At 61.3% G+C, this 13,877-nt stretch carries 14 protein-coding genes; 7 read left to right on the top strand and 7 right to left on the bottom strand.

Annotated features, from left to right (window positions below; translation table 11 throughout):
* The first annotated feature begins 159 nt into the window (after positions 1-159).
* Together HH303_RS07165 and chrA are read left to right on the top strand one after the other, a co-directional pair.
* Complete coding sequence (locus tag HH303_RS07165; protein WP_169624547.1) at positions 160-981, top strand: chromate resistance protein ChrB domain-containing protein; 822 nt, start codon at positions 160-162, stop codon at positions 979-981.
* The gene (gene chrA / locus HH303_RS07160) at positions 978-2,297 is read left to right on the top strand and encodes a chromate efflux transporter (protein ID WP_169624546.1); all 1,320 of its coding nucleotides are present in this window, start codon (positions 978-980) and stop codon (positions 2,295-2,297) included. Before HH303_RS07165 ends, chrA begins: the two co-directional genes overlap by 4 nt.
* Here chrA and HH303_RS07155 read toward each other — a convergent pair.
* On the bottom strand, positions 2,271-3,548 hold the full coding sequence (locus HH303_RS07155; RefSeq protein WP_169624545.1) for a DNA polymerase IV: 1,278 nt from the start codon (positions 3,546-3,548) through the stop codon (positions 2,271-2,273). The genes chrA and HH303_RS07155 overlap by 27 nt on opposite strands.
* On the bottom strand, positions 3,545-4,462 hold the full coding sequence (locus HH303_RS07150) for an ROK family protein (RefSeq protein WP_169624544.1): 918 nt from the start codon (positions 4,460-4,462) through the stop codon (positions 3,545-3,547). The genes HH303_RS07155 and HH303_RS07150 overlap by 4 nt, the downstream gene beginning before the upstream one ends.
* A 211-nt stretch (positions 4,463-4,673) precedes the next feature.
* Here HH303_RS07150 and HH303_RS07145 point away from each other — a divergent pair, with 211 nt between their 5' ends.
* On the top strand, positions 4,674-5,039 hold the full coding sequence (locus tag HH303_RS07145; RefSeq protein WP_169624543.1) for a response regulator: 366 nt from the start codon (positions 4,674-4,676) through the stop codon (positions 5,037-5,039).
* 48 nt (positions 5,040-5,087) lie between these two features.
* Positions 5,088-6,530, top strand: a complete 1,443-nt coding sequence (locus tag HH303_RS07140) for a PleD family two-component system response regulator (RefSeq protein WP_169624542.1) — start codon at positions 5,088-5,090, stop codon at positions 6,528-6,530.
* A 24-nt stretch (positions 6,531-6,554) separates the two neighbouring features.
* On the opposite strand, the gene HH303_RS07135 is transcribed toward HH303_RS07140, so the two are convergent.
* The 5 genes from HH303_RS07135 to phnC all read right to left on the bottom strand — a co-directional run bounded on the left by HH303_RS07135 (position 6,555) and on the right by phnC (position 11,582).
* Positions 6,555-7,328, bottom strand: coding sequence for an inositol monophosphatase family protein (locus HH303_RS07135; protein ID WP_169624541.1), 774 nt, complete (start codon positions 7,326-7,328; stop codon positions 6,555-6,557).
* Between the two features lie 22 nt (positions 7,329-7,350).
* On the bottom strand, positions 7,351-8,787 hold the full coding sequence (gene phnE / locus HH303_RS07130; RefSeq protein WP_227421613.1) for a phosphonate ABC transporter, permease protein PhnE: 1,437 nt from the start codon (positions 8,785-8,787) through the stop codon (positions 7,351-7,353).
* Positions 8,788-8,803: 16 nt separating this feature from the next.
* Positions 8,804-9,661: a phosphonate ABC transporter, permease protein PhnE gene (gene phnE, locus HH303_RS07125; protein ID WP_169624540.1), complete on the bottom strand. Its 858-nt coding sequence runs from the start codon at positions 9,659-9,661 to the stop codon at positions 8,804-8,806.
* Positions 9,662-9,742: 81 nt separating this feature from the next.
* Positions 9,743-10,657: a phosphonate ABC transporter substrate-binding protein gene (phnD, locus tag HH303_RS07120; RefSeq protein WP_169624539.1), complete on the bottom strand. Its 915-nt coding sequence runs from the start codon at positions 10,655-10,657 to the stop codon at positions 9,743-9,745.
* 79 nt (positions 10,658-10,736) lie between these two features.
* Entirely contained in the window at positions 10,737-11,582 is an 846-nt protein-coding gene (gene phnC / locus HH303_RS07115) for a phosphonate ABC transporter ATP-binding protein (RefSeq protein ID WP_169624538.1), read from the bottom strand.
* Between the two features lie 309 nt (positions 11,583-11,891).
* On the opposite strand from phnC, the gene HH303_RS07110 reads away from it, so the two are divergent.
* Genes HH303_RS07110 through speB form a run of 3 tightly spaced genes read left to right on the top strand, consistent with a single transcriptional unit; the run spans position 11,892 to position 13,875 of the window.
* Positions 11,892-12,236 (top strand): hypothetical protein, encoded by a 345-nt coding sequence (locus HH303_RS07110; protein ID WP_169624537.1) that lies wholly within the window; start codon positions 11,892-11,894, stop codon positions 12,234-12,236.
* Position 12,237: 1 nt separating this feature from the next.
* A complete protein-coding gene (locus HH303_RS07105; RefSeq protein ID WP_169624536.1) occupies positions 12,238-12,864 on the top strand; it encodes a glutathione S-transferase family protein in 627 nt (208 codons plus the stop codon).
* Between the two features lie 33 nt (positions 12,865-12,897).
* Positions 12,898-13,875, top strand: a complete 978-nt coding sequence (gene speB, locus HH303_RS07100; protein ID WP_169624535.1) for an agmatinase — start codon at positions 12,898-12,900, stop codon at positions 13,873-13,875.
* Positions 13,876-13,877: the final 2 nt, after the last annotated feature.

The raw sequence follows: 13,877 nt of genomic DNA, 5'->3' as shown, positions 1-13,877 counted from the left end.
GGATCAATTTTCAAACTGAGACACTACCAAACATTTTGATAAATTGACTCGGCCATCGGGAGAACAGTATCTTTTCCATATGGGGTAAGCGATCACCCCGTGAGGCGTCAGCCGAAGTTTCGCGTCCCATCGACATACTAATCGACGCGAGGGCGTGAGATGACTTCTCCGACTGAAATATCCTTATCCCAACTATCCCGCTTGATCGGCACGCCGGAATGTCCGCAGGTTCTCGATGTGCGTATCGACGAGGATTTTGCCGAGGACGCGCGGCTTATTCCGGCGTCGACGCGTGTTTCCCATCGAGAGATATCCGAAGGCCGCTTTTCCGGCGACATCCGAAAGGCCGTTGTCGTGTGCCAGAAAGGGCTGAAGCTCAGCCAGGGGGGCGCAGCAATCCTGCGCGGACGTGGCGTGCCTGCCGAAACGCTGGAAGGTGGTTTCAATGCGTGGCGCGATGCCGGTCTGCCGCTGGTCCGAACGGATGCGTTGCCGACGTTGGCGGCCGGACGAACGACCCGCTGGGTTACCCGCGCGAGACCGAAGATCGACCGCATCGCTTGCCCCTGGCTAATCCGGCGGTTTGTCGATCCGAATGCGGAATTTCTGTTCGTATCGGCATCGGAAGTTATGGAGGTTGCGGACCGGTTCAACGCGATCCCTTTCGATATGGAAGATATTTTTTGGAGCCATCGTGGTGAGCGATGCAGCTTCGATACGATGCTGGAAGAATTCGGCATCGCGACGGATCCGTTGTCGCACCTTGCGACCATTGTCCGTGGGGCCGATACGGATCGCCATGATCTGGCACCAGAATCGGCGGGGTTGCTGGCGGTGTCGCTGGGGTTGTCGCGGACCTATCGGGACGATTTGGAGCAATTGGATGCGTCCATGGCTCTCTATGATGCGTTCTATCGCTGGTGCCGTGATGCGGCCCAAGAAGGCCACGACTGGCCGCCTGCAGGGGGGAAGAGCAAGTGAGTCAGGAAGATATTTCGAAAGGGACGGTGGACTGTCTGCCGACAGTGTCGGCGGCGGCGCGCATCTGGTTTCGGATCGGGTGCCTATCCTTTGGCGGCCCGGCGGGGCAGATCGCGCTGATGCACCGCGAGGTGGTGGAAGAGCGCAACTGGCTAGGCGAACGCAAGTTCCTGACAGCGCTGAATTTCTGTTCATTGCTGCCGGGACCGGAAGCACAGCAATTGGCGACCTATCTGGGCTGGCTGATGCATGGGGCCGTGGGGGGCTGGATCGCCGGTTTGTTTTTCATCTTGCCCGGCGCCGTCGTTATGGCGGGGCTGGCCGTTCTCTACGTCACGGCGGGCAGTGTCCCGGCGATTGCGGCCTTTTTCTTCGGTCTGACCTGTGCGGTACTGGCGATCGTGTCGGAAGCGCTGCTGAAAGTCGCGCGCCGGGCCTTGCACGGATATCTGTCCTGGGCGCTGGCGGCGGCGGCTTTCGTCGCACTGTTCGTCTTCGCCGTGCCGTTTCCGCTGGTCGTCGGCGGTGCGGCACTGGTCGGATTCGCTGTGCCAAGACGGTTCGACGGCAGGGGAAAAAGCGGCGGTACGGACCTGCCCGAAGGTTTGCTGGATCAGGCCATGCGGCGAGACCCGGCCATCGCCTCAGCACGAGCGGCAAGTGCGCGGCGGTCCGGCATTCTGGCGCTCGCTCTATGGGGCATCGTCCTGGGTGGTGCCTTGGTCCTGGGCGGCGTTGCGGCGGATGTGGCGGCATTCTTTTCCAAGATGGCGCTGGTCACTTTCGGCGGGGCCTATGCCGTTCTGACCTATGTCGCGCAGGAAGCGGTGCAGAACCATGGCTGGTTGACGGCGGATCAGATGGTTGCCGGTCTAGGTCTTGCGGAAACGACGCCGGGGCCGCTGATCCTGGTGTTGCAATTTGTCGGCTTTCTGGCCGGATATGGGCCGGACGGCAGCCTTTGGCGAGCCGCGGCAATGGCGGTACTGACGCTGTGGGTCACCTTCGCGCCCTGTTTCGCCATGGTCTTTCTGGGGGCGCCAGTAATCGAAAAATTGCAGGACCGGCCGCGCCTGACGGCGGCGCTGGCGGCGATCCTGGCCGCCGTCGTCGGCGTTATCGCCAATCTGGCGATCTGGTTCGGGATTCAGGTCCTGACGGTGGAAGGCGGTGGGATCGACCTGTATGCCCTGGCCATTACCGTGATTGCAGCAGCCCTACTGTTTTCCCGGAAGCTGGGGGTGATCGGCGTGTTGTTGGTGTCCGCCGCGCTGGGCTATGCATCGACATTAATGCCAGCCGCGCCCTTTCTTTAGCGCGCCGTCGCCCAGCTTCGCGCGGACCGCATCGATGGCGCGTTCGACCTTGGCACGCTTTCCGGAGTCGGGATCGGCGAGATCGATCGGGTCCGCCAGAACCGGATCGGTCAGGTCTGCGACGCCGACCCCGATCAGGCGGAAGGCTCTTCCTTCGACCGTCTTTTCCAGGATCGGCGCGGCGGTGCGGTACAGGACCTCCGCAAATTGGGTCGGGTCCGGCAGGGTACGGGATCGGGTCACGGTCTTGAAGTCGGCGGTCTTTAGTTTCAGATGCACGCTGCGCCCGGCGAAGCCCTGACGCTTCATGCGCCGGGCCACTTTCTCGCACAGCGGCCACAGTTCCTCCTTCAGGCTTTGGATATCCGACAGGTCGGCGTTGAAGGTGGTTTCGGCGGAAATGCTTTTCGTTTCGCCGTCCGGTTGGACGCCGCGATCGTCCTCGCCGCGTGCGAAGTGATATAGGCGCTTTCCCATCGCGCCGTATCGGGCGATCAGGTCGAATTTGTCGATCTTCTTCAAGTCGCGGATCGTGCGCAGCCCGTCCTGTTCCAGCTTGGCCCGCAGCGATTTGCCGACGCCCCAGATGATGCCGACAGGCTGTTCCTCCAGGAACGATAGCGCATCCGCGCGTCCCAACACGGCGAAGCCGCGTGGTTTGTCGAGGTCGGAGGCGATTTTCGCTAGCGACTTGTTGTAGCTGAGGCCAATGGAGGCACTGACCCCGATTTCCGTTTCGATCCGCTTTACCAAATGCGCCAGCGTTGCGGCGGGCGGGCGTCCATGCAGGCGTGTCGTCCCGGACAGGTCCAAAAAGGCCTCGTCGATCGACAAGGGTTCGACGAGCGGCGTCGCATCCAGCATCAGCGCGCGGATCTGTCGGCCCACGGCGCTGTATTTTTCCATATTCGGGCGGATGACGACGGCGTCGGGGCAGGCCTTTAGCGCCTTGAACATCGGCATGGCGGATCGGACGCCATAAATGCGCGCGACATAGCAGGCGGCGGACACGACACCGCGCTGGCCGCCGCCGACGATGACCGGCTTGTCCGCCAGACTGGGATCGTCCCGCTTTTCGACGGAAGCATAGAAGGCGTCGCAATCGATATGCGCGATGGACAGGTCCATTAGTTCCGGATGACGGATCAGACGCGACCCGTGACAGGATGGGCATCGTCGCGGGCCGAGCGCATTCGCATCCATCCGTTCGATATGCAGGCAGTCGCGGCACAATTGGACGGTGTCGGTCATGATACGGCCGACGTCGAGAGCCAGAGCCGTGCGGCCCCCAGAACGCCGCTATCGTCGCCGTGACGGTTGGGCAGCAGCCGTGTGCGGACCGTATCCGAAAAGACGTGACGGGTCAGGCGGTCGGGCACAAGGTCGTAAAGCGCCGTCACACCGGAAAGACCGCCCCCCAGGACGATGACCTCCGGGTCGACAATGTTGATCACGGTCGCCAAGGCGCGCGCCATGCGGTCGGCATAAAGCGTCAGGCTGTTTTCCCGATCCGGTGTTTCCGCCGCCATGATTTCTTCCGGTGTTGCCGCTTCCCCGGTTCGCATCAAGTGATCTTCGGCCAAGCCGGGACCGCTGAGGAAGGTTTCGATACAGCCGGTCCGCCCGCAATAACAATCGCGTAACGGGTCCGTTTCGGGATCGGGGCGGGGCAGGGGATTGTGGCTCCATTCCCCGGCGATAGCGTTCGGTCCCTCATGCAGGCGCCTGTCGAAGACCAAGCCGCCGCCGACCCCCGTCCCGAGAATCACGCCGAATACGGATCTATATCCGGCACCCGCGCCGTCCAGCGCTTCGGACAGGGCGAAACAGTCCGCGTCGTTCGCGACGCGCACCGGGCGCGCCAGAGCGGCGGTCAGGTCGCGATCGATGGGGCGCCCGATCAACCATGTCGAATTCGCGTTCTTTACAAGGCCTGTCGCCGGCGAGATCGCGCCGGGTATGCCGACACCGACTGGGCAGTTCGGGGCCGTCGAATCGGTCAGGTCGTCGACCAGGGTACGAATCGCCTGCACGGTATCGTCGTAGTTTCCGCGTGGGCTGGCGATACGAATATGACGTCGCACGGCACCGGATTCTTCCATAAGGACCCCCGATGTCTTTGTGCCACCCAAGTCTATGCCGATATGCAGGCCGTTCTTTGTCATCTTTGTCTCGAAATCCGTCGCAACGCCCAGCATTATGGTTTAGAAAGAATTTTCAGTCCCGTGTTTTGACAAGTCCCGGTGGGGTCGGTCATGCTGTGCCCCAAGAAAATTATTCTGGGACGTTTTGGGGGTTGAATTTGTATCGTCCCGGTTGCGAGGTCTCGTCGCCGCGGCGCATACTATGTGTCGGGTGTATGGAAAAGGGGTCCAAATGGCGAAGACGGTATTGATCGTTGAGGACAACGAATTGAATATGAAGCTGTTCCACGATCTGTTGGATTCCAAAGGGTATAATATCCTTCAGACCAAGGACGGTATGGAGGCGCTGAAGATCGCCCGTAGCGATAAACCGGATCTGATCCTGATGGATATCCAATTGCCGGAAGTGTCGGGGCTGGAAGTCACGAAATGGATCAAGGAAGATGACGATCTGCGTCATATTCCGGTGATCGCCGTGACGGCCTTTGCGATGAAGGGGGATGAGGAAAAGATTTTGGAAGGTGGCTGTGAGGCATATATCGCGAAGCCGATTTCCGTCGCCAATTTCCTGTCCACTGTTGAAAAGTTTCTGTCCTGACGCGTTTACGCCGTCGCCGGGACCGCTACCAGTGAGGACCGATAGCGCATGACCGCTCGCGTACTCGTGGTCGATGACTTGCTTCCCAACGTCAAGCTGTTGGAGGCCAAACTCACCAGTGAGTATTTCGAGGTGATTACGGCGCGCGACGGCATGACCGGCCTTGAAATGGCGAAGCACGACCAGCCGGATATCATCCTGCTGGACGTCATGATGCCCGGCATGGACGGGTTTGAGGTCTGTGAACGCCTGAAGCGCGATCCCGACACGATGCATATCCCGGTCATCATGGTGACGGCCCTGTCCGATTCCAGCGACCGCGTGCGTGGGTTGGAGGCCGGGGCCGACGATTTCCTGACCAAGCCTGTAAACGATGCGGCGCTGTTCGCCCGCGTCCGGTCGCTCGTGCGTTTGAAGATGCTGATGGACGAATGGCGGATGCGCGAACAGACCTCCGGCCAGTTGGGGGTTATGCGGGAAAACCGGTCGATTCTGAATGTCGACGCGACCCATGCCCATGCACTGGTCGTGGAGGATAGCCCCGTCGATGCGCAGAAGATCGTCGATTCCCTGGACCGCGACGCCGATACGGCCGATATCGCGACCAGCGTTGACGAGGCGCATGAGCGTCTGGCCTTCACCCAATACGAATTGGTGATCATCAATCTTCGGCTCGCCGCCGGGGATGCGCTGCGCCTGTGCAGTCATATCCGCGCGGCGGAATCGACCCGGCACACGCCGCTGCTGCTGACGGTGGAGGAAGACGACACCAACCGCCTGACCAAGGCCCTGGATATCGGCATCAACGACTATCTGATAAAGCCGATCGACAAGCAGGAACTGCTGGCCCGTGTGCGCACACAGATCCGTCGCCAGCGGTATCAGGAAAAACTGCGCGAGAATTACGAACGCAGTCTGGCCATGGCACTGACGGACAGTCTGACCGGCCTGTACAACCGGCGCTATCTGAACGCCCACCTTGCCGGGTTGGTCGATCGTGTCCGGGCCGGCGGCAAGCCGCTGGCCGTGATGATGTTCGACATCGATTTCTTCAAGAAAATCAATGATACCTACGGTCATGCGGCGGGGGATGAGGTTCTGGTGGAGCTCAGTCGCCGGATCGGCCAGAACGTGCGCTCCATCGACACGATCGCCCGCCATGGCGGGGAGGAGTTCGTGGTGCTGATGCCCGACGCCGATTATGCCGTCGCCGGTGTCGTGGCCGAACGCCTGCGCAAAAGTATCGTGTCGGTGCCGATGGCGGTGCGCGGCGGGCCGGAAAAAGGCCTCAATGTGTCGATTTCCATCGGTGTTGCGATGTTCGATTTCGATATCGATAGCGTGGAAAGCGTGCTGCACAAGGCGGATCAGGCTTTGTACTTCGCGAAACACCACGGGCGGAATTGCAGCGCCGGTTATATCGAAAATGAGAAGTTCGAACAGATCGGCGGATCGCCGGTCTCCGACCCGGGACAGGACGCGGCGGAATAATCGCCAAGCGTCTTCCCGCTTTCCTTACCGCAACACGTCCAAGACGGTTTCGTGCAACGCGTCGGAACCGCTGGCCACGATACCGCCATGGGAATGCAATCCTAGAGCCTCGCCGGACCAGCCCGTAATCGATCCCCCGGCCTCAATCACGACGGGGCACAGGGCGCAGATGTCATAGGGGTCGAGGTCATTGCCGTTCAGGCAGATATCGATTCTACCGCGGGCCAGCGCACCGTAAGCGGGCGCGCCGCCGTCGAATACCTTCAAGGCCGTGCGCGATTGCAAGCGTTCGAAGCGCGGCACTTCCGGTCCCACAAAGCTTTCCGGATTGGCGAGGCTGAGCTTCGCCCGAGCCATGTCGCTAATACCGCTGACCTTGATGTCGGTATCGTTGAGCCGTGCCCCATGTCCTTCGAGGCCGGTATAGCGCGCGCTTAGAAGCGGTAGGTCGATGATGCCCAATATCGGGTTTCCATCGCGACACAGGCTGATCAGTGACGCGAAGTTCAGCAGGGCGGTGCCGAATTGCCGTGTTCCGTCGATCGGATCGAGAACCCAGGTATAGGTGCTTCCGGTCCTGTCTTCGCCGTATTCCTCGCCCAGGATTCCATGATCCGGGAACCGGCGGGACAACAAATCCCGCCACGCGGATTCGATGTCCAGGTCTGTCTGGGTCAGGGCCGTCCCGTCGGATTTATAGCCGACATCGGTTTGCCCGAACCACGCGGCCCGCGCGATGGGCCCGGCGATTTCGGCCAGTTCGACGGCGGTATCGAGGAAAGCCTGCTTTTCGCACATGGAGAAAAAGGTTCCGGACCGATCAATGGGTGCTTTCGCCGATCAGTTTACGCCGCAGCCACCCCGACCCGATATCCATCGCGACAACGACGATCAGCGTCAGGAAGATCAGATACATGACGTTTTCCCAATCCTTGTGGGTTTGCAACGCCTGGACCAGCTTCAGGCCGATTCCCCCGGCGCCCAGGGCGCCGATGACCGTCGCCGACCGGATATTGGATTCCAGGTAATAGAGTGTCTGAGAGACGAAGACCGGCAGGATTTGCGGGATCACGCCGAAGCGATAGCGTTGGACCGCCGCCGCGCCGGTGGAGCGCACGCCCTCCACCTGCTTGTTGTCGATGTTTTCGATCGCTTCGGAAAACAGCTTGCCCAGGGTGCCGGTATCGGTGAAGGCGATGGCCAGCGACCCGGTCAGCGGCCCCAAACCGAAGGCGCGGATGAAGATCAGCGACCAGATGATCTGATCGATGCCGCGCAGGAAGTCGAACAGGCGGCGCAGCACCATCCGGCTTGCGAACATCGGGTTGAAATTCGCGGCGGCCAGGAAGCCGAGCGGCAGACCGACACCGGCGGCGACAAAAGTTCCCAGCAACGCCATCAACAGGGTTTCCAGCAACGCGGTGAACATCTCGTTATGCTGCCAGTCCGGGTTCCGCCAGAATTGCAGGAAGACGAATTCGGCGTTGGACAGCGCCGGGTCAATCCGATCGCCGGACCAAACGATACCCCAGACTTCGGCGGCGCTTTTGTCGACCAGCGGCGATTGCGGACCGAACCAGAAATATTCCCAGCCGAAGAAATATCGTTGTACCCGGATTTGCGCACGGGTGATGCGCACATCCTTGTAATAGTCCGGGTGGAATTCGAACTTCGACGGGGCGAAAGACGATCCGTCGGGCAGGACGCCCAGGGCGACGAGGTCCGCATAGTCGACCACATTCGTCCGCTCCGGCGCCGTTTCCGGGAAATAGCGATACCGGCTTTCCGTTTCGTCCAAGAAGGCGCGATAGCCGTTGACGACGACTTCCTTCCCTTTGATCTCGGCGACGAATTGGCGACCGTCCGGTTCGGTATAGGTCAATGCGTTCGCGTTCATCACGGCGCGATAGCCGTCGCCAAGATCAACGCGGGTCTGCTTCCCATCCGTGGTGATCCAGGCGGGCAGGGGATCCTGTTCCGTTCCGCGACCGCCCTCGACCGTGACGGACAATTCGTCGTTCCGGCGGGCCAACTCGACCTGATATTTGTAATGGAAACTGTCGCGCGACATCAGCGCGCCGCGTTCCCAATCGGCCTTGGCCAGCACGCCGCCGACATCGAAGGCGAACCAGGCATAGGCCAGATAGACGAACGCGAGGATGAGTCCGGCAATCGGCCAGATCGTCGCGCGACGGGAGGTTTTCAGAACCTCCGCGCGGCTGATCGACATGTCGGTGGAATGGGCGATGGTGCTCATGGCGCGGTCCTTCCCGTCAGGCCATCTGGAACGCGCCGCCGACGAGACTGCGGCGGATGCGGCTGGAAATCTGGTCGATGGCGACGATGGTGAGGAACAGCAGCAGGAACAGGGCGGAAATCTGATCGCCCGCGCCCCAGCTGATCGCGGTGCGGAATTCCTGACCGATCCCGCCGGCGCCGACGAAGCCCAGAATGGCGGAAGCCCGGATGTTGATTTCGAACCGCAGCAGGGCATAGCTGCAATAGTTCGGGAGAACTTGCGGCAGGACGCCGAAGCGCATGCGTTGAAGCCAGGTCGCGCCGGTCGCCTGCAATCCTTCCAAAGGTTTCTTGTCGATATTCTCGTTCACTTCCGAAAACAGCTTGCCCAGCGCGCCGGCCGTGTGGAACGCGACCGCGATGATCGCCGGGATCGGCGTCGCGCCCAGGAGATAAATCAGGAACAGCGCGATGATCAGTTCCGGAAAGGCGCGGGTGATATCCATCAGCCGCCGCGCGATCGGCACGATCCAGGCGAAGATGCCGAGATTCCGGGAGGAGCAGAAGGCGAGGATCATGGCGAACAGTGTTCCGAAGAGGGTCGAAACCGCCGCCATGTTGATGGTTTCGATCAATGCCGGGACGTGTCCCACGATCGTCACCAGCCAGTCGTCGGCGTTCAGCGTGTCCGAAACGATCGCCGCCGGATAATCCATGAATTTCGACAGGCCCTGCCAGAACCCGCCGGAATTCAGGTTTTCGGCGATGCTGAAGCCGCCGAAGAAGATGATCAGGGAACCGGCGATGAACAGGACGGTGTAGAGTCGCCGCCGTTTCTCCATCTCGCTGAAATGGGAATGCAGCTGTCCGATGCTGAGCGTACTGTCGGTCATATGTCGCGCCGGTACCGTAAGAGAAGGGAAAAGAACAGCGGCGCCGGGAGTGTTCCCGACGCCGCCGATCCGCAACGAAACTTAGTTTTTGATCTTCGCCTTACGGGCTTCGATCACGCTGACATAGGCCTTGTGGGTGATCGGGGCCAGGCCCTTCGCGTCACCGGCCAGGACGCCATAGGCGCAATCCGGGTCCATCGACGGCAGGCTGGCCAGCAGACCGGTCAGTTTGACCTTCGCGTCTTCCGGCAGGGATTTGCGGACGACGAACGGGCCTTCCGGAATGACGTCCGAGCGCCAAATTTCACGGATTTCCGTCATGTCGACCAGACCGGCGTCGGTCGCCTTGCGCAGCGCGCCGGAATTGAAGCCTTCTTCCCAGGTACCCAGACCGTCGGCCCAGGTGACGCCGCCGTCATAGTCGCCGTTGAACACGCCGACGATGGTCTGTTCGTGACCGCCGGAGAATTTAATGTCCTTGAAGTATTCGCCCGGCTTCATCGAATAGCCCTTCTGCGGGATTTCGATGGACGGGATCAGGTAGCCGGAGGTGGAGTTCGGATCGCCGAAGGCGAAGACCTTTTCCTTCATGTCGTCCAGGCTGGTGATGCCGCTGTCGACACGGGCGAATCCGATCGAGTAGTAGCCATAGGAGCCGTCGGTATTCACCTTGACCAGGACCGGTTCAACCGCTTCCGGGTCGGCGATGTAGACCGCCGCGTAGCCCGACGCGCCCAGCCAGGCGAGGTCGAGGTTGCCGCCCAGCAGGCCTTCGATGACGCCGGAATAGTCGGCCGGCGCGAAGACGGAGGCTTCGACGCCCATCAGCGCTTCGACTTTTTCTTCCAGGCAGGTATAGGCCTTCAACCGGTCGCTGGCGTTTTCGCCGCCCAGGATGCCGATGCGGATTTCGGTAAGGTCTTCCGCCTGGGCAACCCCGACAGCGGACATGATGGCAGCGGTCGCCGCAGCAGCCGCAAATAGCTTCATTTTCATGGTCTACCCTTTTCGTGTTCCATGTGATCTGCATTCCGGGCGAAGGACCCCCCGCCGCCCGTCGAGCACGAGCCCGCCGTCAGAGGTTGACGACTTTGCCCGAGGCCGCCGGCTCGTCGATGTCGGCTTCGGGTGTCTTTTCGGAGGCGGCGGCGGAAATGGACGTCGAGGTTGCGGCCTCGTTGAAATCGTCCCCGGCGCCATAGATTTCGCGGGCTTCGTCCGTGGTTAGGTCGTTTGGCCCGCCGTCGAAGATGACCTTGCCCTTGCTCATCCCCACGATGCGTTCGCAATAGCTGCGGGCGGTGTCGAGCGTGTGCAGGTTGCAGACGACGGTGATGCCGTCTTCTTCATTGATCCGTTTCAACGCGTCCATCACCAGCTTCGCGTTTAACGGGTCGAGGGAGGCGATCGGTTCGTCCGCCAGGATCAGCTTCGGCTTCTGGACCAGGGCGCGGGCGATGGCCACGCGCTGCTGTTGGCCACCGGACAGGGTGCCCGCAGGCTGCAACGCGGTCTGTTCGATGCCCAGCCGCTCCAACGCCAGCAAACCGTCCATCCGGTCCTTGTCGGAAAACAGTTTGAAGACGCTGCGCACCGTGCCGATGTGGTTCAACCGTCCCAGCATCACGTTGGTCAGCACGTCCAGACGGGGGACCAGGTTGAATTGTTGAAAGATCATGGCGCAACTGGCCTGCCATTGGCGTAGGCCCGCGCCTTTCAGGCTGGAAACCTCCTGCCCGTGGAACCGGATCGTCCCCTTGGTCGGTTCGGCGAGTCGGTTGACCATGCGCAGCAGGGTCGACTTTCCCGCACCGGACCGGCCGATGATTCCGACCATGCTTCCTTCGGGAATGGTTAGGCTGACGGAATCGACCGCCGTCATATCGGCGAACTTTTTGGTCAGCGTGCGGATTTCTAGCATTCGATCCCCTTGGGCGGAGGATCCCTCGGCAGGAGGGGGCGCCCGATGACAGTCCCTAATCGACTAACGACACATCACGAATCGGCATCCGCCCTCTTATCGGCGGCACCGTTCGCTTCCGGGACGTTTCCCCCGGTTTTCGAGTCTTGATCTACGCGCGTAGCGTTTCAACCGCGTGCAGGTTATGTGTCAGAATGATGAAAGGGTTGACCAAAGGTCGGCGGGAGGGTTGTCCTGACGACAAAGCGCGGACACAACGTGGGGCATCCCACGGTCGCATCCCCGGCCAGACCATCGAAAGGGACCAGAATGGCGCAGCGCCCGAACCCGTTGAAACTGAACAAGCTACAGGCCCGGACCCTGGTCCTGGCCCAGGTCGTCGCCCGGCACCCCGGCGGGGCCGTGGTCAACCCGGAATCCGGCGACGCGACCCTGATCCAGGTACCGCATGCCCATGGCGATCACGTCCATGTCGGTCCCTATGTCGTGCATGCCCGCGATGCCAGCGGCTTTTCGAATCCGGCGGTCTGGGTTGCCCTGGCCCGAAAGGGCCTGGCGCATGGGCCGGAAACAGGCGCGGTGACGCTGACCAAGGCGGGGCTGGAATACGATACCGGCCTGGGCAAGAACTTCATGGAAGAATCGGATCACTAAAATGACCATCGACCTATACACTTGGGGGACGCCGAACGGCCGGAAAGTATCCATCGGGCTGGAGGAAATGGGGCTGTCCTATCGGGTGATCCCGGTGAATATCGGCAAGGACGAGCAATTCGCGCCGGATTTCCTGAAGATCAGCCCGAACAACAAGATTCCCGCCATTGTCGACCCGGACGGGCCGGGCGGGGAACCGCTGGCGCTGTTCGAAACCGGTGCGATCCTGGTCTATCTGGCGGAAAAATGCGGCAGTCCGCTGTGGCCGTCCGATCCGCGCGCGCGGGCCATCACCCATCAATGGCTGATGTTCCAGATGGGCGGCGTCGGACCGATGTTCGGGCAGGCAAACCATTTCCTGCATTTCAATCCGGGCAAATCGGAATATGCCGAAGAACGCTATCGCACGGAAGCGCACCGCCTTTACGGCGTGATGGATAAGCGTTTGGGGGACGCGCCGTATCTGGCCGGTAGGGATTACACCGTCGCGGATATCGCCACCTATCCCTGGGTCGCGCGCTGGGAATGGCATCAGATCGACCTGAAGAGGCTTCCCAATGTCTGGCGTTGGTTCACGGAACTGGGCGAGCGCGAGGCGGTGAAGAAGGGGATGGCCGTACCGTCCTGACGGCGTGCCGCATTGGAAAAGGGGGAGTTCCGCATGTCCGACAAGAAAACTAACTTCAAACCCGTCTCCGGCGCGGTTCTGCCGCGCTATGCGGGGATCGCGACCTTCATGCGGCTGCCCCATCTGGCGCCCGACGACGCCGATGGGGTCGATATCGGGATCACCGGCGTTCCGTGGGACGGCGGCACGACGAACCGGGCCGGCGCCCGGCATGGCCCGCGCCAGATGCGCGACATGTCGACCCTGACGCGGAATTATCACCATGTTTCCGGCATTTCGCCCTATGAACTGGCGAACTGTGCGGATCTGGGCGACAGTCCGGTCAACCCGATCCAGATCGAAGACACGCTGGACCGCGTCGAAACCCATTTCCGGACGATCCACGAAAAGGGCATTCTGCCGCTGACGGCGGGCGGGGATCATCTGATCACACTGCCGATCATGCGGGCCATCGCGGACAAGGCGCGGCCCCTCGGGATGGTGCATTTCGACGCCCATACCGATACCTGGGACCGGTATTTCGGGGAATCCAAATATACCCACGGCACCCCGTTCCGCCGCGCGATCGAGGAGGGCATCCTGGATCCGAAGCGCGTGATCCAGATCGGCATTCGTGGCGGTCTGTATACGGCCGACGACAAGGAATGGGGGCTGGCCCAGGGAATCCGCGTGGTTGAGATCGAGGAATATTTCGACCTAGGACCCGATAAGGTGGCGGCCTTGGCGCGAGAGGTTGTCGGCGGCGGTCCGACTTATATCTCCTTCGATGTGGACGGCATGGATCCGGTTTATGCGCCGGGGACGGGGACGCCGGAAATCGGCGGCTATTCGACCCATGAGGCGCAGAGGATGATCCGTGGTCTGCGCGGTCTCGATCTGGTCGGTGCCGATGTCGTGGAAGTATCGCCGCCGTTCGATGCCAGCGGTGCGACGGCCTTGGCCGGGGTGACGATCATGTGGGAAATTCTGTGCCTGATGGCGGAGAAGGTTGCCGAGCGTAAGCGCGGCTAGGA

The sequence above is a fragment of the Pacificispira spongiicola genome, assembly GCF_012926505.1.
GTDB lineage: Bacteria > Pseudomonadota > Alphaproteobacteria > UBA8366 > Aestuariispiraceae > Pacificispira > Pacificispira spongiicola.
The sequence above is the reverse complement of the archived record's forward strand: the minus strand, read 5'-3'. Positions and strand labels throughout refer to the sequence as shown.

Bases quoted from the DNA above. Each gene is read 5' to 3' on its own strand.
- HH303_RS07165 (WP_169624547.1), top strand. From the start codon at position 160: ATGACTTCTCCGACTGAAATATCCTTATCCCAACTATCCCGCTTGATC.
- HH303_RS07155 (WP_169624545.1), bottom strand. From the start codon at position 3,548: ATGACCGACACCGTCCAATTGTGCCGCGACTGCCTGCATATCGAACGG.
- HH303_RS07150 (WP_169624544.1), bottom strand. From the start codon at position 4,462: ATGACAAAGAACGGCCTGCATATCGGCATAGACTTGGGTGGCACAAAG.
- HH303_RS07145 (WP_169624543.1), top strand. From the start codon at position 4,674: ATGGCGAAGACGGTATTGATCGTTGAGGACAACGAATTGAATATGAAG.
- HH303_RS07140 (WP_169624542.1), top strand. From the start codon at position 5,088: ATGACCGCTCGCGTACTCGTGGTCGATGACTTGCTTCCCAACGTCAAG.
- HH303_RS07135 (WP_169624541.1), bottom strand. From the start codon at position 7,328: ATGTGCGAAAAGCAGGCTTTCCTCGATACCGCCGTCGAACTGGCCGAA.
- phnE (WP_227421613.1), bottom strand. From the start codon at position 8,787: ATGAGCACCATCGCCCATTCCACCGACATGTCGATCAGCCGCGCGGAG.
- phnE (WP_169624540.1), bottom strand. From the start codon at position 9,661: ATGACCGACAGTACGCTCAGCATCGGACAGCTGCATTCCCATTTCAGC.
- phnD (WP_169624539.1), bottom strand. From the start codon at position 10,657: ATGAAAATGAAGCTATTTGCGGCTGCTGCGGCGACCGCTGCCATCATG.
- phnC (WP_169624538.1), bottom strand. From the start codon at position 11,582: ATGCTAGAAATCCGCACGCTGACCAAAAAGTTCGCCGATATGACGGCG.
- HH303_RS07110 (WP_169624537.1), top strand. From the start codon at position 11,892: ATGGCGCAGCGCCCGAACCCGTTGAAACTGAACAAGCTACAGGCCCGG.
- HH303_RS07105 (WP_169624536.1), top strand. From the start codon at position 12,238: ATGACCATCGACCTATACACTTGGGGGACGCCGAACGGCCGGAAAGTA.
- speB (WP_169624535.1), top strand. From the start codon at position 12,898: ATGTCCGACAAGAAAACTAACTTCAAACCCGTCTCCGGCGCGGTTCTG.